The sequence below is a fragment of the Kitasatospora sp. NPDC048545 genome, assembly GCF_040651155.1.
GTDB lineage: Bacteria > Actinomycetota > Actinomycetes > Streptomycetales > Streptomycetaceae > Kitasatospora.
Genome location: NZ_JBEZIQ010000017.1, coordinates 133,954 through 153,007 on the forward strand (window position 1 = coordinate 133,954; position 19,054 = coordinate 153,007).

Below are 19,054 nucleotides of genomic sequence, written 5' to 3' on the forward strand. Positions count from 1 at the left end.
CCGCGGTCGGGCCCCATTTCCTGATACACCCGTATCATGCCTGTGATACACATGTACCATGCGAATCAGCGAGTTCAGGAACGGCAAGGCCGAAGCCCGCTTCCACGCCGCCTACGAGCGCGCGCTGACCCAGCTGTGGCCGGGGGCGCGGACCTCGGTCGACGTCCCCACCGGCTTCGGCACCACCCGCATCCACCGCACCGGCCCCGCCGAGGGGCAGCCGATCGTCCTGCTGCCCGGCTCGGGCGGCAACGCCCTGATGTGGCACGGCTACCTCGACGCCCTCGCCCGACGGCACCCCGTCATCGCCGTCGACACCATCGGCGAACCCGGCGCCAGCGTGCAGACCGCCCCCGTCCGCGACGGCCGCGACGCCGCCGCCTGGCTGGAGGACCTCCTCACCACCCTCGACCTGCCCGCCGTCCACCTGGTCGGCTGCTCCTACGGCGGCTGGATCGCCCTCAACCACCAGATCCACCACCCCGGGCGGACCACCACCCTCACCCTGGTCGACCCGGCAGGCCTGGCCGACCCGGGCCGCCGCTTCTACACCTGGCTCATCGCCGGAGGCCTCGCCGCCCTGGCCCCGCGCCCCCTCCGGCCCCGGCTGGCCGGGCTCGTCGGCAACAGCGCGATCCTGGACACCGAGCTGATGACCCTGATGCGCGCCTCGATGGGCTTCCGCCGCCGACTGCCCCTGGCCACCACCCTCACCGACGAGGAACTGGGCCGGCTGAGCGCCCCCGCCCTCTTCCTCCTCGGCGAGCGCAGCGCCCTGCACGACGCCCGCGAAGTCGCCGCCCGGCTGCACCGTCTCGCCCCGGCCGCCCGGGTCGACCTCGTCCCGGACACCGGGCACGCCCTGCCCACCGACGACCCGGCGGCCGTCCTCGCCGGGATCCTCAGCACCACCACCGGACAGGCCAGTTGACCTCGACGTCAACACCGGGCATCGGGGCAGCCGGTCGTTCAGGTGAACCTCCGGAGCGCCGGCCGGGAGCGCCGGGCACCCGGGGAAGCCTCGTGCGTGACGGCCGCTCGCTCAGAGCGGCCGCACCGCACCACGGAGACTCCCCCGATGCGCCTGTCCCCCCGCTCCTGCGCCGCACTCGCCGGCGCCCCGAGCTGCGGTGACGGCGGCGGCGTCGACCACTCCGTTCCGCTGCTGTCGAGCGCCACGCCCCTGGACCTGACCGCCGGGCGGTACCTGAACCTGCACCAGTGCATGTACTACTTCGACCGCTTCCACGACCACTTCACGACCTTCACCGCGAGCGGGGACGGTCGGTTCAAGGCCGGGACGAACATCTCCGACACCCCTGACACCAAGCCCTCCTGCGGCGCCGGGGACGGGAACTACCAGCTGATCCCGCTGCTCTCCGGCGTGAAGGCGCTCCCGCTGCGCTGAGGCCCGCGGGCCCTACGCCCCCGCCCGGTCCGCACCCAGGGCGGCGCGGACCAGGCGGGTGACGGCGGGGACGGCGGCGGTCAGGTCACCCTCCGGCTCGGCCGCCGCCTCAGCCGCCAGGGCGTCGTAGGTCTCGAAGGAGGTCAGCACGAAGAGCAGGTGCGCCGCGTCGGCCGGGGCGTCCGGCAGCCGCCCGGTCAGGACCGCGGCACCCTCGCGACGGCGGGCGTCACGGTCGGCGATGACCCGGCCGACCTCGTCGTCGAGGGCGGCGAGGGCGCGCAGCCGGCGGGTGCACACCCGGTCGACCGCCCAGAAGCCGCCCATCACCTCGACGAAGCGGTCCACCGCCGCCCACGGGTCGGCCAGGGTGAACGCCTCGGCGAGCCGGGCCATGCCGCCCTGGGCGGCGAGGGCGTCGCAGACCGCCTCCAGCAGGCCCACCTTGGAACCGAACTGGTAGTAGACGGTGGCCCGGGCGACGTCCGCGCGGCGGGCGACCGCGTCCGGCGACACCGCGCCGGTCTCGGCCAGGTGGGCCCGGGCGGCGGCGACGATCCGGGCCCGGGTCTCGTCGACCTCCGCCTGCCGCTGTCCCATCCGGTAGCCCCGGGGACTCATCCCGCTCGCCTCCACTCGCTCCGCGTCGACCGTCCGCGCGAACCGGCAGTTCCGCGTGAACTGGCAGTATCGCCGATCGATCCTCCGGGGCCGGCGCGCCCCGGCACCACCCCGCAGCCGGGCCGGGTCCGCAGCCGGGGCCGGGGCCGGTCGGTTCACACGGGCCGGTCCGTCGCCGCGCTCAGAGGATGACCCGGCCGCCGCTGACGTCCAGGGTCTGCCCGGTGATCCAGGACGATGCCTCGGAGGCCAGGAACAGCGTGGCCGCGGCGAGGTCCTCCGGTTCGCCGAGGCGCCCCAGCGGGTGCGCGGCGGCGACCGCGGCCTGCACGTCGGGCGGCATGTGGGCGGCGGTCCGCTCGGTGCGGACGGCCCCGGGCGCGATCGCGTTGACCCGGACGCCCTCGCCTGCGACCTCCACGGCGAGGTGGCGGGTGAACATCAGCACGGCCGCCTTGGCCGCGGCGTACGCGGCGGAGGAGCCGCTGGGCAGCCGGCCCGCGGTGGAGGCCATGGTCACGACCGAACCGCTGCGACGTGCCAACAGCCCTGGAAGGAAGGCCCGGACGGTGAGGAAGGTGGCGTTGAGGTTGCCGTCCAGGACGGCCCGCCAGTGCTCCTCGGTCTCGCGGACGGTCGGTACGGGGTAGCCGTCGCCGCCCGCGAAGGCGGCCAGGACGTCGACCGGGCCGAGTTCCCGCTCGATCCGGTCGGCGGCGGCGCCGAGCGCCGCCGCGTCGGTGCAGTCGGCGACCAGCCCCAGCGCCCTGGCGCCGTCCGCGCGCAGTTCCCCGGCGACCTTCGCCAGCGCCGCCTCGTCGCGGCCCAGGACGGCGACGGCCGAGCCCTGGCGGGCGAAGCCGCGGGCGGTCTCCGCTCCGATGCCCCGGCTGCCACCGGTGATCACCACGACCTTGCCGTTCAGGTCGGGGTACCGAGCCTGTCGAAATCCCATGTCCCATCGCTCCTTCGGTCCGGCTTCCGGTCTTGCTCTCCGGCTTGCTCTCACGGTGTGCTGTGGTTCACTGATTTCATTCATACAGTCCGTCTGAATGAATCACAAGAGCCGGCACGGGCGTGCCGGACCCGAGGAGGAACCGATGAGGATCGCAGTCGTGGGCGCCACCGGCCGCACCGGCCGCCTGGTGGTCGACCTCGCACTCGCCGCCGGCCACTCCGTCACCGCCGTCGCGCGCACCCCCGACCGGCTACCGGAGTTCGCGCACGGCACCCCGCGCACCGAGTCCGCCGACGTCCACCGACCGGACACCCTGCGGGGGCCGCTGAACGGCCAGGACGTCGTCGTCGCCACCCTCGGCAGCACCGGCCGCCAGGCCACCAACGTCTTCTCCGACGGCGCCCGGGCGCTGACGGCCGCCGCCCGGGCCGGCGGCGCCCGACACCTGGTGACGATGAGCTCGGCCGGCCTGGACACCGGGCGGCTGCCCTTCGCCCAGCGGATCGTGACCAGGCTCGTCGTCGAACGGCTGTACCGGGAGGTCCACCACGACCTGGCCCGGATGGAGGCGGTCCTCGCCGAGTCGGACATCGCCTGGACGGTCGTCCGCGTACCGATGCTCAAGGACGGCCCGCCGTCCGCGAACCCCCAGGTCTGCTACGACCGGCCGCTCCCCCGCGCCGGCACGGCGACCCGGGCCACCGTCGCCCGCTGGATCACCGACCACCTCGCCGACCCGGACACCTTCCGCCGCCTCGTCCACCTCGCCGACGACTGAGACGGGGGACCGACGCCCGCCCGCCGCCCCGCCTCAGCCCTGCTGCGGCGGACGGCGGCGCATACCGACCAGCAGCAGAACCACCGCGGAGATCACCGCCGACACCCGCAGCACGTTCGGGGCCGACGACCAGCCGATCTGCCCCAGCGGGGAACCCGACTGCAGTCCGCCGCCCTGGGCGCCGCCCTGCTTGGCGTGCTGCATGGCGATCAGCGTGGTCGCGCTCATCGTGATCAGCGGGATCCCGAGGATCACGAACTTGCGGGTCAGGTCGGAGAGTTGGCGGGACAGATAGCCGAGACCCCAGCCCGCCAGCATGACCGGGAAGAAGCCGGAGACGGCGCCGCCGACCAACAGGGCACTGGAGAGCAGGATCAGCGGGGAAGGCTTGCGGGCCCCCGCGTCGTTCGCCACCCCCTTCCCCTTCGCCCCCTTCCCTGCCCCGGCCTTCCCTGCCGCGCCCCTCGCCCCGGCGGCGGGGGCCTCGGGAGCCGCCTTGCCCCTGGCCTTCCGCAGCTTCTTCGACTTCCCCTGGGCCTTCCGGTCCGCCCCGGGCTGCACCGGCTGCCCGGCGGTCCCGGACGCCTCCCCGGCCACGGCCGCCGCCTCCCCCGCACGCTGCTCGGGGACCGGCTGCGGCGCGGGCTCCGGCCCGTCCGAGAAGTCGAACACCGTCATGGTCCACGGGCCGGTGCTGCTCACCGTCGGCGGCGGGATCGCGGCCGCCCGCGCCTCGGCGTCGACCGCGTCCGGCGGGTTCAACGGGACGGAGGGGATCCCACCCGCACTCGGCGCGGGCGGGTCGTACACGCTGTCAGGGTCCTTGACGAACGAGGGCGGTGCCGACGGCGCCGGAGGTGCGGAAGGGGCGCCAGCGTCGTCCCGGGCGCCCGCCGGAGCCCCGTGCGCGGCACCGCCACGCGCGGCACCGTCCTCCGCGCCCCCGACCGAGCGCTCGCTCCACGGCCCGCTCTTGCGCCACCACTCACCGTCCGTCATCACCGACACCCCGCCTCGCCCGGCCCGCCCATGAAGAGCGCGGCCGCCCACCGAACCGCCCTCGGCGTGACGCTACCCACCCCGCCCCCGACCACGCGAGTCCGACGGGCGGGGCGGAGCGAGGCGGAGCAGGGCGGACCGGAGCAGAGCCGCCCCAGTGCGGAGCAGGGCCGACCGGCGCGGGTCGGCGGCCCGTCCCGGATGCCGGGCCCGTCCCGGGCGGCACGAGGACACCTCGCCGTCCGCCCGCCCGACTAACCTAGGTCGAATGACCACACAGCAGGGCCCCCAACGCCGGGGCAGGTCCGCCACCGGCCCGCGCACCCTCGCCGAGGAGCTGCGCGCCCGTCCCGACGACGCGCTCGCCGCCCTGCTCCGTTCCCGTCCCGACCTGCTGAACCCCGTCCCCGGCGACCTGACCCAGCTGTCCGCCCGGCTCTCCTCCCGGGCCTCCGCGCTGCGCGCCCTGGAGCGGCTCGACCGCTTCACCCTGCAGGCCGCCGAGGCGCTGGCCACCGCCCCCGACGGCACCTCCGTGAGCACGGTCCGCTCGCTGCTGACCGGCCCTGCCAAGGTCAGGCCGCACCCCGGCGCGACCCCGCTCACCCCGGCCGACCGGTCCGCCGTCGCCGCCGCGCTGCCCCGCGCGATCGCCACCCTGCGCGACCGGTCGCTGCTCTGGGGCCCGGACAACGGCCTGCGGCTGGTCCTCGCCGTCCGCGAGGCGCTCGCCCCGACCGCGGCCAACCCCGGCCGTACCGGCCTCGGCCCGACCTTCGCCGACGCCACCGTGGGCATGTCCCCGGCCCGGCTGCAGCAGCTGCTCGCCTCGGCCGGCCAGCCCCCCACCCCGGACCCGGTCACCGCGATCGCCGCGCTCACCGCGCTGCTCACCGACCGCGTCCGCTGCGCCGCCCTGCTCGACACCGCCCCCGAGCCCGCGCTGCGGCTGCTGGACCGGCTGGTCTGGGGCCCGCCCACCGGCACCGTCCCCGACGCCGCCCGCCCGGTCACCGCCGAGGACGCGCAGAGCCCCGTCGAATGGCTGCTCGCCCGCGGCCTGCTGCTGCCCACCAGCCCCGGCAGTGTCGTGCTGCCCCGCGAACTCGCCCTCCACCTGCGCGGCGGCCGCACCCACCGCACCGTCGAACCGGCCCAGCCCGAGCCCGAGCCCGCCGCCACCCCGCGCGATCCACAGGCTGTGGACGGCGCCGCAGCCGGCCAGGCCCACACCGCCGTCCGGACCGTCGAGGAACTGCTGGACGGCTGGGGCCTCACCCCGCCGCTCACCCTGCGCGCCGGCGGCCTCGGCGTCCGTGACCTCAAGCGCGCCGCCCAGGCCCTGGAGACCACCGAGCAGCAGGCCGCCTTCTGGCTCGAACTCGCCTACACGGCGGGCCTGCTGGCCCCCGACGGCGAGGTGGACGAACGCTGGGCCCCCACTCCCGGGTACGACGCCTGGCTGCAGCTGGACACCGCCGAGCGGTGGACCGTCCTGGCCACCGCCTGGCTCGCCGCCACCCGCGTCCCCGCCCTCGCCGGCACCCCGGACGGCAAGGGCAGGGCGCGCGCCGCCCTCGGCCCCGAACTCGACCGCACCCTCGCCCCGTCCGTCCGCCGCGCCGCCCTCGCCCTGCTCGCCGAACTCCCGCCCGGCACCCCGGCCACCGCCGCGGAACTGCTCCCCACCCTGCGGTGGCAGCGCCCGCTGCGCGGCGGCCCGACCGGCCCGGACGGCCGCGAACTGCGCGACGAACTCACCGGCTGGACCCTCGACGAGGCGGAACTCCTCGGCGTCACCGGCCGCGGCGCCCTCGCCGCCCCCGCCCGCGCCCTGCTCACCGCCGAGGCCGACCCGGCCGCGGTGCTCGCCCCACTGCTCCCCCGGCCGCTGGACCACGTGATCCTCCAGCCGGACCTCACCGCGGTCGCCCCCGGCCCGCTGCTCACCCCGCTCGCCCACGCCCTCGCGCTGTGCGCCGACATCGAGTCCAAGGGCGGCGCCACCGTCTACCGCTTCACCCCGGTGTCCGTCCGCCGCGCCCTCGACGCCGGACGCACCGCCGCCGACCTGCGCACCTTCCTGGAGCAGCACAGCCGGACGCCCGTCCCCCAGCCGCTCACGTACCTGATCGACGACGTCGCCCGCCGGCACGGCATCCTGCGGGTCGGCTCCGCCTCCTCCTACCTGCGCTGCGACGACCCGTCGCTGCTGAACGAGGTCCTCGCCGACCGCCGCTCCGCCGAGCTGCGGCTACGGCTGCTCGCCCCCACCGTCCTCGCCGCCCAGGCCGCCCCCGACGTCCTGCTCACCACGCTGCGCACCATGGGCTACGCACCGGCCGCCGAGTCCGCCGAGGGCGACGTGCTGATCACCCGCCCGGACAGCCACCGCACCCCGCCCCGCAGCGCGCCCGTCCCCGTCCCCGACGGCCCGCCCACCCCCGACGACGTGCTCCTCGCCGCCGCCGTCAAGGCCATCCGGGCCGGCGACCGCGCCGCCACCGCCACCCGCCGCGAACCCACCGCCGACCCGCGCCAACTCCCCCGCACCGCCGCCGCCGAGACGCTGGCCTCCCTGCAGACGGCCGTCCTGCTCGGCGAGCGCATGTGGATCGGCTACCTCAACGCCGAGGGCATCGCCAGCCAGCGGATCATCGACCCGGTCAAGGTCGAAGGCGGCTTCGTCACCGCCTTCGACCACCACGCCGACGAACTGCGCACCTTCGCCCTCCACCGCATCACCGGCGTCGCGGAACTCGACGAGTAGCCGACGCGCACCGGAGCGCAGGGGCGACGGGGCGACGGGGAGGGTGATGACGGGGCGTCAGTGCCCCTTCGACTCCTTCATCTTCTCCTGGACCGCCTTGTCCGCCAGGCTGCCGATCTCCCCCTGCCCGATCGGCAGCGAGCCGCCGCCGACCTGGTCGGCGATCAGGAACCCGGGCGCCGCGAGCAGGCCGCCGGGCCCCTCGCCGATGCCCGCGAGGGCGTGGGCGGAGCCCGCGGAGGAGGCGGTGGCGGCGAAGGCCGTACCCATCAGGGCGAGTGCGGTGAGAACGCGCTTCGACTTCTTCATGACCTGCTCAACGAGCGAGCACGCACGGTGGTCACTGCGCGCCGTTGCCCGCCGCCCGCGCCCGGCGCAGTCTGGAACAGGGGGATCCCGACAGGAGGAAACCCATGCTCGGCGACAAGATCGGCGACACAGCGAGCCAGGAGACCGGCCGACGCGTCCTCTCCGCCGGTGACGGCCACGTCACCGTCGAGGTCTCGTTCCGCGGCACCGGCGACTACTTCGGCACCGCGGTCAGCGGTTTCGGCACCTACGAGGCCGAGGCCCGGCCCGACGGCACGCTCTACGGCGAGGGCCAGGGCATCGACATGACCGCCGACGGCGACACCGTCACCTGGCACGGCAGCGGCGTCGGCCACATGACGAAGGACGGCGGCACCAGCTTCCGCGGCGCGCTCTTCTTCGCCACCGTCTCCCCCGCCCTCGAACGCCTCAACGGCATCGCCGGCGTCTTCGAGTTCGACACCGACGCCAGCGGGAAGTCCACCGGCACCTTCTACGAGTGGAAGTAGCCCCACACCGGCCCGTCCACACGGCCCGTCCACACGGCCCTTCCACACGGTCCCTCCACGACGGCGGCGGAATGCGCGACACTGGAGGGTCTGCGTCAAACCACCCTGTCAGCCAGTGGAGGGCTCCCCCGCGTGAACGACGGACCGCTCATCGTCCAGAGCGACAAAACTCTTCTTCTGGAGATCGACCACCCCAAGGCCGCCGACTGCCGTCGCGCCATCGCCCCGTTCGCCGAGCTGGAGCGGGCACCCGAGCACGTGCACACGTACCGGGTGACCCCGCTCGGGCTGTGGAACGCCCGGGCGGCCGGGCACGACGCCGAGCAGGTGGTGGACGCCCTGGTGACGTACTCGCGCTACCCGGTGCCGCACGCACTGCTGGTGGACGTGGCCGACACCATGGGCCGGTACGGGCGGCTCCAGCTGCTCAAGCACCCGACGCACGGGCTGGTGCTGGCCACCACCGACCGGCCGGTGCTGGAGGAGGTGCTGCGTTCGAAGAAGGTCGCCCCGCTGGTCGGCGCCAGGATCGACCCGGACACCGTGGTGGTGCACCCCTCCGAGCGCGGACAGATCAAGCAGGTGCTGCTCAAGCTCGGCTGGCCCGCCGAGGACTTCGCCGGGTACGTGGACGGCGAGGCCCACCCGATCGACCTGGCGGAGGACGGCTGGCAGCTGCGCCCGTACCAGGCGCAGGCCGTCGAGGGCTTCTGGCACGGCGGCTCCGGCGTGGTCGTGCTGCCCTGCGGTGCCGGCAAGACGCTGGTCGGCGCGGCCGCGATGGCGCACGCCAAGTCGACCACGCTGATCCTGGTCACCAACACCGTCTCGGCCCGCCAGTGGAAGCACGAGCTGGTCAAGCGCACCTCGCTCACCGAGGAGGAGATCGGCGAGTACAGCGGCACCAGGAAGGAGATCCGCCCGGTCACCATCGCCACCTACCAGGTGATGACCACCAAGCGGAAGGGCGTCTACGCGCACCTGGAGCTGTTCGACGCCCGCAACTGGGGCCTGGTGGTCTACGACGAGGTGCACCTGCTGCCCGCGCCGGTGTTCAAGTTCACCGCCGACCTGCAGGCCCGCCGCCGGCTCGGCCTGACGGCGACGCTGGTGCGCGAGGACGGCCGCGAGGGCGACGTGTTCAGCCTGATCGGTCCCAAGCGCTTCGACGCCCCGTGGAAGGAGATCGAGGCGCAGGGCTACATCGCGCCGGCCGACTGCTGCGAGGTCCGGGTCACCCTGACGGACTCCGAGCGGCTCGCCTACGCGACCGCCGAGCCGGAGGAGCGCTACCGCTTCTGCGCCACGACGGCGACCAAGCGGCGGGTGGTGGAGGCGCTGGTCAAGAAGCACGAGAAGGACCAGACGCTGATCATCGGCCAGTACATCGACCAGCTGGACGAACTCGGTGAGGCCCTGGACGCCCCGGTGATCAAGGGCGAGACCAGCAACGCCCAGCGCGAGAAGCTCTTCGACGCCTTCCGGAACAAGGAGATCGGCGTCCTGGTGGTCTCCAAGGTCGCGAACTTCTCGATCGACCTGCCCGAGGCCACGGTGGCCATCCAGGTCTCCGGGACCTTCGGCTCCCGCCAGGAGGAGGCCCAGCGCCTCGGCCGCGTGCTGCGCCCCAAGGCGGACGGCCACTCGGCCCACTTCTACTCGGTGGTCGCCCGGGACACCGTGGACCAGGACTTCGCCGCCCACCGGCAGCGCTTCCTGGCCGAGCAGGGCTACGCGTACCGGATCATCGACGCGGACGACGTGCTGTAGCCGACGGGCCGCAACCGGGGGAACGCTCAGTAGCGGACACCGTCGCGCCCGAGGAAGATCACGCGCGCGGCGGTGTCCAGGGCGATGCCGACGTTGCGGACGGCGGTGCTCAGCCGGTTGTGGTGGCGCCCGGCGGCGGCGGTGGCGCCGGCCGGACCGGTCCGGGGGTTTCTGTTCTGGGTGCTCATGTCTTCAACGGTAGGCACCCGACCGGCCGCCGGCATCACTCCAAAGGCCGTATCCGCCGCAGCGGGGCTCGTCCTCAGGATGTACGGCGCCCCCGGGGACCCCGGAGGGCGAACCCCGAGGCCGCCCGCCCCCGACCCTGACCTGCGGAGCTGGAACACCGGGCCCGACAGGTCTAAGATCGTCCGTCTGCCCCCTCCCGAACCGTGGTACCTGCTGAAGTCCCGCAGGCAGCCGGGGGAGGCGCCGACCGTACGGCAACCGGTCGGCCGTACCCCACCGTGAGCTCCATCGATCCGCTGCGCCCGCCACCGGGACAGCCGGAAAGGTTCGCTGTGCCCGCCACCCCCACCACCACCGACCCCCTCCAGCGCGAACGCGACCACCTGGCCTCGTCCCGGGCCGCGCTGCGAGCGATGCGTGAGGACGTCGAGTCGCTCGACCTGCGCGACGTGACCGGCACCTGGGTGTCCGCCGCCGTCCTCCACAACCAGATCGAGGCCCGGATCGCCGCCCTGGCCGACCTCTCCCACACCCCGCTGTTCTTCGGCCGCCTCGACTACCTGCACCCGATCAGCGAGGAGCTCTCCGAAGGCGGGGGCGGGGAGAACTTCTACATCGGCCGCCGCCACGTCCACGACGCCGACGGCGACCCGATGGTGATCGACTGGCGGGCGCCGGTCTCCCAGCCGTTCTACCGGGCCAGCCGCACCGAGCCGATGGACGTCGAGCGGCGGCGCCGCTTCGGCTACACCGGTGGCGAACTCACCGCCTACGAGGACGAGCACCTCACCGACCCGGCCGAGACCGACACCTCCTCCGCGCTGCTCGCCGCCGAGATCGAGAAGCCCCGCGTCGGCCCGATGCGCGACATCGTGGCCACCATCCAGCCCGAGCAGGACGAGATCGTCCGCTCCGACATCACGGGCACCATCTGCGTCCAGGGCGCGCCGGGCACCGGGAAGACCGCCGTCGGCCTGCACCGCGTCGCGTACCTGCTGTACGCGCACCGCGAACGCCTGGCCCGGACCGGCACCCTGGTGATCGGGCCGAACAACGCCTTCCTGTCCTACATCGAGCAGGTGCTGCCCGCCCTCGGCGAGCTGGACGTCGCCCAGGCGACCGTGCAGCAGCTGGTCGGGCACGTCGAGGTCCGGGGCGAGGACGGCCCGGAGTCGGCCCGGCTGAAGGGCGACGCCCGGATGGCCGAGGTGCTGCGCCGGGCCGTGCGGGCGGGCATCGCGCTGCCCACCGAGCCCTGCGTGGTGGTCCGCGGCTCCCGCCGCTGGCGCGTCCCGGTGTACGAACTCATCGAGATCATCGAGGAGTTGAAGGCCCGTGAGGTCCGCTACGGCGCCGCCAGGGACGCCCTGCCGCAGCGCATCGCGCACGCCGTGCTGCTGAAGATGGAGCAGGGCGGCGAGGCCCCGGACGACCGGGTGCAGGACGCGGTGGCCCGCAACACCGCGGTCAAGGCGGTGGTCAAGGAGTGCTGGCCGGCCGTCGACCCGGCGAAGCTGGTGCTGCGGCTGCTCTCCGACCCGGAGTTCCTGGCCGCCTGCGCCGAGGGCGTGCTGACGCCCGAGGAGCAGCAGGCGGTGCTGTGGCCCAAGCCCGGCCGCTCGGTGAAGACCGCCCGCTGGACGCAGGCCGACGCCGTCCTGGTGGACGAGGCGAACGACCTGGTGCAGCGCACGCCCTCGCTCGGCCACGTGGTGCTGGACGAGGCGCAGGACCTCTCCCCGATGCAGTACCGCGCGGTCGGCCGTCGCTGCACCACCGGCTCGGCGACCGTCCTCGGCGACCTCGCCCAGGGCACCACCCCGTGGGCGACCGCGAGCTGGCCGGACGCCCTGCACCACCTGGGCAAGCCGGAGGCGCACGTCGAGGAGCTGACCAAGGGCTTCCGGGTGCCGGAGGAGGTCATCGCGTACGCCTCCCGGCTGCTCCCGGCGATCGCCCCGGGCCTGGCCCCGGCCACCTCGGTCCGCGACACTCCCGGTTCGCTGACCATCCGCCGGATCGCCGAGGGGGAGCCGGCCGACGCGGTCGAGGCGGTCGTCGCCGCCTGCCGGGAGGCACTGGAGCACGAGGGCTCGACCGGCCTGATCGCCGCCGACGCCCGGATCCCGGTGTTCGCCGAGGCACTGGCCGCGGCGGGCCTGCCGCACCTCGCCCCCGGCACCGAGACCAGCGCCGACGCCCGGCTGACCCTCGTCCCGGCCTCGCTGGCCAAGGGCCTGGAGTACGACTACGTGGTGCTGGACGAGCCGGCCGCGGTGATCGCCGGCGAGCCGGACGAGCGGACCGGACTGCGGCGGTTGTACGTGGCGCTGACCCGCGCCGTCTCCGGGCTGACCGTGCTGCACAGCGAACCGCTGCCCGAGCAGTTGCGCTGACGACGACGGGCCGGTCCCGCGCCGCGGGACCGGCCCCACCGGTGGGCGCTCAGGCGTCGATCGAAGCCCGCCACTCGGCGACCTTGGCCGGATCCACCGGCGAGCGCCAGCCGTCGGCCCGCACCGCGCCGCCGACGTGGAAGGCGTCGAAGCCCTCCGCCCGGAGCTCCTTCAGGTGTTCGGCCCGCAGGCCGCCGCCGATCAGGATCCGCTGCCGGTACCCGGGCTCGCCGGCCCGGGCCAGTTCGCCCGACAGCACGGCGCGCCCGGCGTCCACCCCGGCGGCCGAGCCCGAGGTGAGGAAGGTGTCCAGCCCGGGCAGTGCGCCGACGGCGGCCCGCAGGGCGGACCGGTCGGCGCTGTGGTCGATCGCCCGGTGGAAGGTCCAGCGGCAGCCGGCCACCGCCTCGGCGACGGCCGCGGTGGCGGCGAGGTCGACGGCGCCCGTGGCGTCGAGGAAGCCGAGGACGAACTCCTCGGCGCCCTCGGCCCGCAGCGCGGCGGCCCGGGCGCACAGTTCGTCCAGGTCGCCGGGGGTGAAGCCGTCCCGGACCCGGAGCATGACGCGCAGTGGGATGCCGACGGCAGCCCGGATCCGGGCGAAGTCCTCGACGGACGGGGTGAGTCCGTCGGCGGCCATGTCCGTGACCAGTTCGAGCCGGTCGGCGCCACCCGATTCGGCGGCCTGGGCGTCCTGGGGCGTCAGCGCGATGACTTCGAAAATTGGTCTAGACATATCAGTAGGTTGCCACATGCCGCCGGGCCCGGCGAGACCGCACCCCTACCCCCGCACCCCGGCCCCGGCAACCCCCGTCAGGCCGGACCGTGGGCCGCCGCGACGGCCGGCCGCCGGCCGGACCGGTGCACCGCCAATGCCACCAGCACCAGCAGTCCCAGCACCGGCACCGCCACCGGGAGCAGGTTCGAGACCCCGTGGGCCTCACGCCAGATGTTGAACAGGCACCCCGGCCCGGTCACCACCAGCACCGTCACCCCCACGGCCGTCGGCACCGTCCGGCCGCGCAGCCCGGCGAAGGTCAGCAGCAGCGGGACGACGAGCATCACCACCACCCACCCCCGGTCCAGCGGGAAGGTGGTGTCGTCCCAGTTCTGGGCCGCCTCCAGCAGTCCGCCCGCCACCGCCGCGGCCAGCACCAGCCCGGCCGTCCGCCCGGTCGGCCGGGGCAGCAGGTCGGTCGGCGCGGCGACCAGCAGCAGCGCGGCCGCCACGAAGGGCAGCGAGGCCATCCCGACGTAGCCGACCCACCACAGGTCGAAGTGCGAGGTGAACACGGCTTCGCCCAGCTGGCTCAGCCCGATGACGCCCAGGACCAGCGCGGTGGCCCGCACCGCCGTCCAGCGCCCCAGCAGGGCCGCCACCGCGAGCAGCAGCGCGGCCACCGGCGGGGCGAACGCCCGGACCTGGTTCCCCAACGAGTCGTCCCAGGCGAGCCAGCTGGTGGTCCGGTCCACGGTGGCCAGCCAGGGCACCATCGTGGCGCCGACCACCGCGCCGGCGATCATCGGCGCGGCCAGGGCGAGCAGCCGGCCGGCCGCCGAGGCGCCGGTCAGCCCGAGCCGCACCCGCAGCCCGTACACGGCCAGGCCGAGCACCTCCCGGGCGACCGCCGCGCGACCGCCCTCCGCCGTCGTGTCGGCGAACACCTCGGTCAGCTCCTCGCCGCGCTCCCGGCGGTACTGCGCCGGGTAGAGCTGCAGCGCGGCCCGCAGCACCACCGAGGGCGCGGCACCGATCACCGGCATGGTCATGAGAGTCCTCCTCCCGACGCGGGCCGCCCCTGCGACCCGGCACTCCCCGGCAGCATCGCCCGGATCTTCGTCAACCGGCGCTCGGCCTCGGTGGCGACCGCCCGCAGGCGCCCGGCCTCCGCGGCCAGCGCCTCCCGCCCGGCGCCGGTCAGCGCGTAGGTGCGCCGGGCGCGACCGTCCACCACCTCCTCGGCGGCGACCTCGATCAGGCCCTGACCGAGCAGCCGGTCAAGGGCGCCGTAGAGGGTGCCGGTGCGCATCTTGACCCGGCCGTCCGAGATCGCGGCGACCTCCTGGATGAGCGCGTAGCCGTGTCTCGGCGCGTCGGCCAGGGCGGTGAGCAGCAGCAGCGTGGGCTCCTGCATGGAGCGTTCTGTCATACGACTACATATATCGTCAACCTACCTATAGGTCCAGTCCCGGGCCGACCCACCACAATGGCCGTCATGCCCACCGACGACGACCTGCTCACCGCCTGGACCGCCCTGCTGCACCGCTGCGGCGCCGCCGACGACCCCGGGCCGTACGGCCGGGAACTGCTGCGCCGCTGGTCGGAACCCCAGCGCCGCTACCACACCCCCGAGCACCTGAGCGCGGTCCTGCGGCACGTCGACGACCTCGCCGGGCACGCCTCCGACCCGGACGCCGTCCGCCTCGCGGCCTGGTTCCACGACGCCGTCTACCGCCCCGACCGCACCGAGAACGAGGAGCGCAGCGCCGCCCTGGCCGTCCGCGCGCTCACCGCCGCCGGTCTGCCCGCCGCCCGGGTCGCCGAGGTCGAGCGACTGGTCCTGCTCACCGTCGGCCACGACCCGGCCCCCGGCGACCGCGACGGCGAGGTGCTCTGCGACGCGGACCTCGCCGTCCTCGGCGGCACCCCCGAGGCGTACGCGGCGTACGCGGCCGCCGTCCGGGAGGAGTACGGCTTCGTCCCGGAGCCGGACTTCCGCGCCGGCCGCGCCGCCGTCCTGCGCGGGCTCCTGGCCCTGCCCGCGCTCTACCGCACCCCCGCCGCCCACGAGCGCTTCACGGACGCCGCCCGCGCCAACCTGACGGCCGAACTCCGGCGGCTGGAGGACCAGGCCTGACCTAGGGCAGCTTCCCGACCGGCGCCACCACCGCGCCCTCCTTGCCGCACACCCAGTGCGGATCGGGCCCCAGCTCCGGCTCCACGCCCAGCGCGTGCGGGTCCCCGTCGGCCGCGCACTCGCTGCACAGCGGCCAGCGCCCGTACGCCTCCAGCAGCGCGTCCTGGACGTCCTGGGCGACCAGTCCGAGCACGTACTCGGTGCCGTCCGGCCACTGCTCCAGCCACCAGCGGCGGTGCGTCACGGCCTGCTCCACCAGCGAGACGACGGCGGCGTCCGCCACGTCCCGCGCGGTGAGGTCGGCCAGGATCAGTGCCCGCGCGTTGTGCAGGGCGGTCTCGATGTCGTCAGCAGCCATCCGTCCATTCTCCGTCGACACGTCGCAACGCCGAAACGCCGCGTGGGCGGCCCCCCGAAGGGAACCGCCCACGCGGACGAGGTACCACCGATCCGATCGGAACGATCAGGATCAGAAGTCCATGTCACCGCCCGGCATGCCGCCGCCGGCGGCCGCAGCGGCCTTCTCCGGCTTGTCGGCGATGACGGCCTCGGTGGTGAGGAACAGCGCCGCGATGGAGGCGGCGTTCTGCAGCGCGGAGCGGGTGACCTTGGCCGGGTCGATGATGCCCACGGCGACCAGGTCGACGTACTCGTTGGTGGCGGCGTTCAGGCCGTGACCGGCGGGGAGGTTGCGAACCTTCTCCACCACGACGCCACCCTCCAGGCCGGCGTTGGTCGCGATCTGCTTGATCGGGGCCTCCAGCGCGACCTTGACGATGTTGGCACCGGTGGCCTCGTCGCCCTCCAGCTCCAGCTTGTCGAAGGCGACACCGGCCTGCAGCAGGGCGACGCCACCACCGGCGACGATGCCCTCCTCGACGGCGGCCTTGGCGTTGCGGACGGCGTCCTCGATGCGGTGCTTGCGCTCCTTGAGCTCCACCTCGGTGGCCGCGCCGGCCTTGATGACGGCCACGCCGCCGGCCAGCTTGGCGAGGCGCTCCTGGAGCTTCTCGCGGTCGTAGTCCGAGTCGCTGTTCTCGATCTCGGCGCGGATCTGGTTCACGCGGCCGGCGACCTGGTCGCTCTCGCCGCCACCGTCGACGATGGTGGTCTCGTCCTTGGTGATGACCACCTTGCGGGCGGTGCCCAGCAGGTCGATGCCGGCGTTCTCCAGCTTGAGGCCGACCTCCTCGGAGATGACCGTGCCACCGGTGAGGATGGCGATGTCGCCGAGCATGGCCTTGCGGCGGTCGCCGAAGCCCGGGGCCTTGACGGCGACGGACTTGAAGGTGCCGCGGATCTTGTTCACGACCAGGGTCGACAGGGCCTCGCCCTCGACGTCCTCGGCGATGATGACGAGCGGCTTGCCGCTCTGCATGACCTTCTCCAGCAGCGGCAGGAGGTCCTTGACCGAGCCGATCTTGGAGTTGGCGATGAGGATGTAGGGGTCCTCGAAGGTCGCCTCCATCCGCTCCAGGTCGGTGGCGAAGTAGGCCGAGATGTAGCCCTTGTCGAAGCGCATGCCCTCGGTGAGCTCAAGCTCCAGACCGAAGGTGTTGCTCTCCTCGACGGTGATGACGCCTTCCTTGCCGACCTTGTCCATGGCCTCGGCGATGAGCTCGCCGATCTGGGTGTCAGCGGCGGAGATGGAGGCGGTGGAGGCGATCTGCTCCTTGGTCTCCACGTCCTTGGCCTGGGCCAGCAGCTGGTCCGAGACGGCGGCGACGGCCTTCTCGATGCCGCGCTTCAGGGCCATCGGGTTGGCGCCGGCGGCGACGTTGCGCAGACCCTCGCGAACCAGGGCCTGGGCGAGCACGGTGGCGGTGGTGGTGCCGTCACCCGCGACGTCGTCCGTCTTCTTGGCGACCTCCTTGACGAGCTCCGCGCCGATCTTCTCGTACGGGTCCTCGAGCTCGATCTCCTTGGCGATGGAGACACCGTCGTTGGTGATCGTGGGGGCGCCCCACTTCTTCTCCAGCACGACGTTGCGGCCCTTGGGGCCGAGCGTGACCTTCACCGCGTCGGCGAGCTGGTTCATGCCACGCTCAAGGCCGCGGCGAGCTTCCTCATCAAAGGCGATGATCTTGGCCATCAGAAGTGGTCCTCCGGGACACGGTCGACTGCTCGGACCAAGGGGTGCCCGCGACGGACGGCCCTGGTGTGCGGGGGTCTTTTCCCCTACCGCTCCCGGGGGCCTCACCGACCCGGTCCGCTGTCACTCTCACGCTGTGAGTGCTAACGCCAATGATTAGCACTCCGGGTGGTCGAGTGCAAGCCCCGCCGCCGACCCGCGAGCCGCCACGGAGCCCGCCCCGGGGCCGTCCGGGAACGGCCGGAAACGCCGGGAACACCCGGGAACGCCGACGGGCCCGCACGACGCGTGTCGTGCGGGCCCGTCGAGAAGCGAGTGGTCACCAGCCCTGGGCCGGGCCGAGCTCCTGGAGTCGGAAGGGGTCAGACCGCCGCGCGAACCATGTCCGCCTGCGGGCCCTTCTGTCCCTGGGAAATCTCGAACTCGACCCGCTGGCCCTCCTCGAGGGTGCGGTAGCCGTCCATCTGGATCGCGCTGTAGTGGACGAAGACGTCCGCACCACCGTCGACCGCGATGAAGCCGTAGCCCTTCTCCGCGTTGAACCACTTGACGGTGCCCTGAGCCATTCCGAACTCCCCTAGTGCTGTGCTGGCCCTTCACGTGCCCGCAGGTCGCGGGCCCGGGTTGGTTTGAAGGCCGGCCCGGGGAACCCCCCCTGGGCGCAGCCGTGCACGCCGCAGCCCTCCGCGCGGGGCGCCGAACGGCGTCCGGTGAGCGGGTGACTGCGTCGACCGCCGCTGAATGTATCCGGACCGACGCCCTCTGCAACAGGGTCAGCCGCCGGTAATTCCACTGCCCGATCAAGGGACAGGACGGGCCGAATCGGAAAAATATCGGCATTTCACGCCGGACATAGCGGACGAATTACCCAAATCCCCGCGGTAATTCTGACATCGGCCTGACATGATTGCCGGGCCGGTCTCACCGGCCGGACGCGCCCGGGCTGAACAGCGCGGGCGGTCGAGAGGGAACCCCTGTTCCCAACCGAGCGACACTCTACTCCGACTCGACTCGGAAAGATTCCAGCCGGAATGCAACCGGCCACCCGTGCGTACGGAGAACGGAATTCCGTACGCACGGGCGGCCGAATGGCGGGAAGTCGCGGCTCAGCAGCCGCCGGCCACCGCCGGAATGATCGAGACGCCGGCGCCGTCCTTGATCTCGGTCGCCAGGCCCTCGGCGAAGCGCACGTCGTCGTCGTTCACGTAGACGTTGACGAAGCGGCGCAGCTTGCCGGTGTCGTCCAGCAGGCGGGCGGCGATGCCCGCGTGGTTCTTCTCCAGGTCGGCGATGACCTCGGCCAGGGTCGCGCCCTCGGCGGTCACCTCGGCGGCGCCGCCGGTGTAGGTGCGCAGGATGGTGGGGATGCGGACGTTGGCGCTCATGGCTCTCCTAGC

The 19,054-nt window shown here is 73.8% G+C and carries 19 protein-coding genes and 1 pseudogene; 7 read left to right on the plus strand and 13 right to left on the minus strand.

Translation table 11 applies throughout. The features are described from left to right. The first annotated feature begins 58 nt into the window (after positions 1 to 58). Positions 59 to 931, plus strand: coding sequence for an alpha/beta fold hydrolase (locus AB0D10_RS18410; RefSeq protein ID WP_360257231.1), 873 nt, complete (start codon positions 59 to 61; stop codon positions 929 to 931). A gap of 303 nt (positions 932 to 1,234) precedes the next feature. On the opposite strand, the pseudogene AB0D10_RS18415 reads toward AB0D10_RS18410, so the two are convergent. The 3 genes and pseudogenes from AB0D10_RS18415 to AB0D10_RS18425 form a co-directional block, all read right to left on the minus strand. Then, positions 1,235 to 1,333, minus strand: a pseudogene (locus tag AB0D10_RS18415) (methylmalonyl Co-A mutase-associated GTPase MeaB); the annotation flags it as partial. Positions 1,334 to 1,420: 87 nt separating this feature from the next. Next, positions 1,421 to 2,029, minus strand: coding sequence for a helix-turn-helix domain-containing protein (locus AB0D10_RS18420; RefSeq protein ID WP_360257234.1), 609 nt, complete (start codon positions 2,027 to 2,029; stop codon positions 1,421 to 1,423). Positions 2,030 to 2,210: 181 nt separating this feature from the next. Continuing rightward, a complete protein-coding gene (locus AB0D10_RS18425) occupies positions 2,211 to 2,984 on the minus strand; it encodes an SDR family NAD(P)-dependent oxidoreductase (protein WP_360257236.1) in 774 nt (257 codons plus the stop codon). A gap of 145 nt (positions 2,985 to 3,129) precedes the next feature. On the opposite strand from AB0D10_RS18425, the gene AB0D10_RS18430 reads away from it, so the two are divergent. Beyond that, entirely contained in the window at positions 3,130 to 3,765 is a 636-nt protein-coding gene (locus AB0D10_RS18430) for an NAD(P)-binding oxidoreductase (protein ID WP_360257239.1), read from the plus strand. A 33-nt stretch (positions 3,766 to 3,798) separates the two neighbouring features. On the opposite strand, the gene AB0D10_RS18435 is transcribed toward AB0D10_RS18430, so the two are convergent. Then, positions 3,799 to 4,764 (minus strand): hypothetical protein, encoded by a 966-nt coding sequence (locus AB0D10_RS18435; protein WP_360257241.1) that lies wholly within the window; start codon positions 4,762 to 4,764, stop codon positions 3,799 to 3,801. Between the two features lie 268 nt (positions 4,765 to 5,032). Between AB0D10_RS18435 and AB0D10_RS18440 the strand changes: the two genes are divergently transcribed. After that, positions 5,033 to 7,534 carry a helicase C-terminal domain-containing protein gene (locus tag AB0D10_RS18440; protein WP_360257243.1) on the plus strand — a complete coding sequence of 834 codons (2,502 nt, stop codon included), beginning with the start codon at positions 5,033 to 5,035 and terminating at the stop codon, positions 7,532 to 7,534. 57 nt (positions 7,535 to 7,591) lie between these two features. Here AB0D10_RS18440 and AB0D10_RS18445 read toward each other — a convergent pair whose 3' ends face one another. After that, positions 7,592 to 7,843 carry a hypothetical protein gene (locus AB0D10_RS18445; RefSeq protein WP_360257245.1) on the minus strand — a complete coding sequence of 84 codons (252 nt, stop codon included), beginning with the start codon at positions 7,841 to 7,843 and terminating at the stop codon, positions 7,592 to 7,594. 104 nt (positions 7,844 to 7,947) lie between these two features. Here AB0D10_RS18445 and AB0D10_RS18450 point away from each other — a divergent pair, with 104 nt between their 5' ends. Next, positions 7,948 to 8,352 (plus strand): hypothetical protein, encoded by a 405-nt coding sequence (locus tag AB0D10_RS18450; protein ID WP_360257247.1) that lies wholly within the window; start codon positions 7,948 to 7,950, stop codon positions 8,350 to 8,352. A gap of 132 nt (positions 8,353 to 8,484) precedes the next feature. After that, positions 8,485 to 10,122 (plus strand): DNA repair helicase XPB, encoded by a 1,638-nt coding sequence (locus AB0D10_RS18455; protein WP_360257249.1) that lies wholly within the window; start codon positions 8,485 to 8,487, stop codon positions 10,120 to 10,122. A gap of 26 nt (positions 10,123 to 10,148) precedes the next feature. Here the strand turns inward: AB0D10_RS18455 and AB0D10_RS18460 are convergent, their stop codons facing one another. Continuing rightward, complete coding sequence (locus AB0D10_RS18460) at positions 10,149 to 10,310, minus strand: hypothetical protein (RefSeq protein ID WP_360257252.1); 162 nt, start codon at positions 10,308 to 10,310, stop codon at positions 10,149 to 10,151. Positions 10,311 to 10,643: 333 nt separating this feature from the next. On the opposite strand from AB0D10_RS18460, the gene AB0D10_RS18465 reads away from it, so the two are divergent. Beyond that, complete coding sequence (locus AB0D10_RS18465; RefSeq protein ID WP_360257254.1) at positions 10,644 to 12,707, plus strand: AAA family ATPase; 2,064 nt, start codon at positions 10,644 to 10,646, stop codon at positions 12,705 to 12,707. 49 nt (positions 12,708 to 12,756) lie between these two features. Here AB0D10_RS18465 and AB0D10_RS18470 read toward each other — a convergent pair whose 3' ends face one another. From AB0D10_RS18470 to AB0D10_RS18480, 3 genes are all read right to left on the minus strand, one after another. Then, positions 12,757 to 13,443: a copper homeostasis protein CutC gene (locus tag AB0D10_RS18470; protein WP_360257256.1), complete on the minus strand. Its 687-nt coding sequence runs from the start codon at positions 13,441 to 13,443 to the stop codon at positions 12,757 to 12,759. Between the two features lie 77 nt (positions 13,444 to 13,520). Continuing rightward, complete coding sequence (locus tag AB0D10_RS18475; protein ID WP_360257258.1) at positions 13,521 to 14,477, minus strand: hypothetical protein; 957 nt, start codon at positions 14,475 to 14,477, stop codon at positions 13,521 to 13,523. Beyond that, entirely contained in the window at positions 14,474 to 14,857 is a 384-nt protein-coding gene (locus tag AB0D10_RS18480; RefSeq protein ID WP_360257260.1) for a PadR family transcriptional regulator, read from the minus strand. Before AB0D10_RS18480 ends, AB0D10_RS18475 begins: the two co-directional genes overlap by 4 nt. Positions 14,858 to 14,923: 66 nt before the next feature. On the opposite strand from AB0D10_RS18480, the gene AB0D10_RS18485 reads away from it, so the two are divergent. Further along, the gene (locus AB0D10_RS18485) at positions 14,924 to 15,565 is read left to right on the plus strand and encodes a hypothetical protein (RefSeq protein WP_360257263.1); all 642 of its coding nucleotides are present in this window, start codon (positions 14,924 to 14,926) and stop codon (positions 15,563 to 15,565) included. 1 nt (position 15,566) lies between these two features. On the opposite strand, the gene AB0D10_RS18490 is transcribed toward AB0D10_RS18485, so the two are convergent. The 4 genes from AB0D10_RS18490 to AB0D10_RS18505 form a co-directional block, all read right to left on the minus strand. Continuing rightward, a complete protein-coding gene (locus AB0D10_RS18490) occupies positions 15,567 to 15,923 on the minus strand; it encodes a hypothetical protein (RefSeq protein ID WP_360257266.1) in 357 nt (118 codons plus the stop codon). A 111-nt stretch (positions 15,924 to 16,034) separates the two neighbouring features. Continuing rightward, positions 16,035 to 17,657 carry a chaperonin GroEL gene (groL, locus tag AB0D10_RS18495; RefSeq protein WP_360257269.1) on the minus strand — a complete coding sequence of 541 codons (1,623 nt, stop codon included), beginning with the start codon at positions 17,655 to 17,657 and terminating at the stop codon, positions 16,035 to 16,037. Between the two features lie 362 nt (positions 17,658 to 18,019). Continuing rightward, the gene (locus tag AB0D10_RS18500; protein ID WP_030289665.1) at positions 18,020 to 18,223 is read right to left on the minus strand and encodes a cold-shock protein; all 204 of its coding nucleotides are present in this window, start codon (positions 18,221 to 18,223) and stop codon (positions 18,020 to 18,022) included. Between the two features lie 540 nt (positions 18,224 to 18,763). Beyond that, complete coding sequence (locus AB0D10_RS18505; RefSeq protein WP_360257271.1) at positions 18,764 to 19,042, minus strand: MoaD/ThiS family protein; 279 nt, start codon at positions 19,040 to 19,042, stop codon at positions 18,764 to 18,766. Positions 19,043 to 19,054 lie beyond the last annotated feature (12 nt).

Excerpts from the sequence above, each read along its gene's own strand:
- AB0D10_RS18485 (WP_360257263.1), top strand. The coding sequence starts at position 14,924 with ATGCCCACCGACGACGACCTGCTCACCGCCTGGACCGCCCTGCTGCAC.
- AB0D10_RS18475 (WP_360257258.1), bottom strand. The coding sequence starts at position 14,477 with ATGACCATGCCGGTGATCGGTGCCGCGCCCTCGGTGGTGCTGCGGGCC.
- AB0D10_RS18445 (WP_360257245.1), bottom strand. The coding sequence starts at position 7,843 with ATGAAGAAGTCGAAGCGCGTTCTCACCGCACTCGCCCTGATGGGTACG.
- AB0D10_RS18500 (WP_030289665.1), bottom strand. The coding sequence starts at position 18,223 with ATGGCTCAGGGCACCGTCAAGTGGTTCAACGCGGAGAAGGGCTACGGC.
- AB0D10_RS18410 (WP_360257231.1), top strand. The coding sequence starts at position 59 with ATGCGAATCAGCGAGTTCAGGAACGGCAAGGCCGAAGCCCGCTTCCAC.
- AB0D10_RS18430 (WP_360257239.1), top strand. The coding sequence starts at position 3,130 with ATGAGGATCGCAGTCGTGGGCGCCACCGGCCGCACCGGCCGCCTGGTG.
- AB0D10_RS18435 (WP_360257241.1), bottom strand. The coding sequence starts at position 4,764 with ATGACGGACGGTGAGTGGTGGCGCAAGAGCGGGCCGTGGAGCGAGCGC.
- groL (WP_360257269.1), bottom strand. The coding sequence starts at position 17,657 with ATGGCCAAGATCATCGCCTTTGATGAGGAAGCTCGCCGCGGCCTTGAG.
- AB0D10_RS18425 (WP_360257236.1), bottom strand. The coding sequence starts at position 2,984 with ATGGGATTTCGACAGGCTCGGTACCCCGACCTGAACGGCAAGGTCGTG.
- AB0D10_RS18420 (WP_360257234.1), bottom strand. The coding sequence starts at position 2,029 with ATGAGTCCCCGGGGCTACCGGATGGGACAGCGGCAGGCGGAGGTCGAC.
- AB0D10_RS18480 (WP_360257260.1), bottom strand. The coding sequence starts at position 14,857 with ATGACAGAACGCTCCATGCAGGAGCCCACGCTGCTGCTGCTCACCGCC.
- AB0D10_RS18470 (WP_360257256.1), bottom strand. The coding sequence starts at position 13,443 with ATGTCTAGACCAATTTTCGAAGTCATCGCGCTGACGCCCCAGGACGCC.
- AB0D10_RS18450 (WP_360257247.1), top strand. The coding sequence starts at position 7,948 with ATGCTCGGCGACAAGATCGGCGACACAGCGAGCCAGGAGACCGGCCGA.
- AB0D10_RS18490 (WP_360257266.1), bottom strand. The coding sequence starts at position 15,923 with ATGGCTGCTGACGACATCGAGACCGCCCTGCACAACGCGCGGGCACTG.
- AB0D10_RS18505 (WP_360257271.1), bottom strand. The coding sequence starts at position 19,042 with ATGAGCGCCAACGTCCGCATCCCCACCATCCTGCGCACCTACACCGGC.
- AB0D10_RS18440 (WP_360257243.1), top strand. The coding sequence starts at position 5,033 with ATGACCACACAGCAGGGCCCCCAACGCCGGGGCAGGTCCGCCACCGGC.
- AB0D10_RS18460 (WP_360257252.1), bottom strand. The coding sequence starts at position 10,310 with ATGAGCACCCAGAACAGAAACCCCCGGACCGGTCCGGCCGGCGCCACC.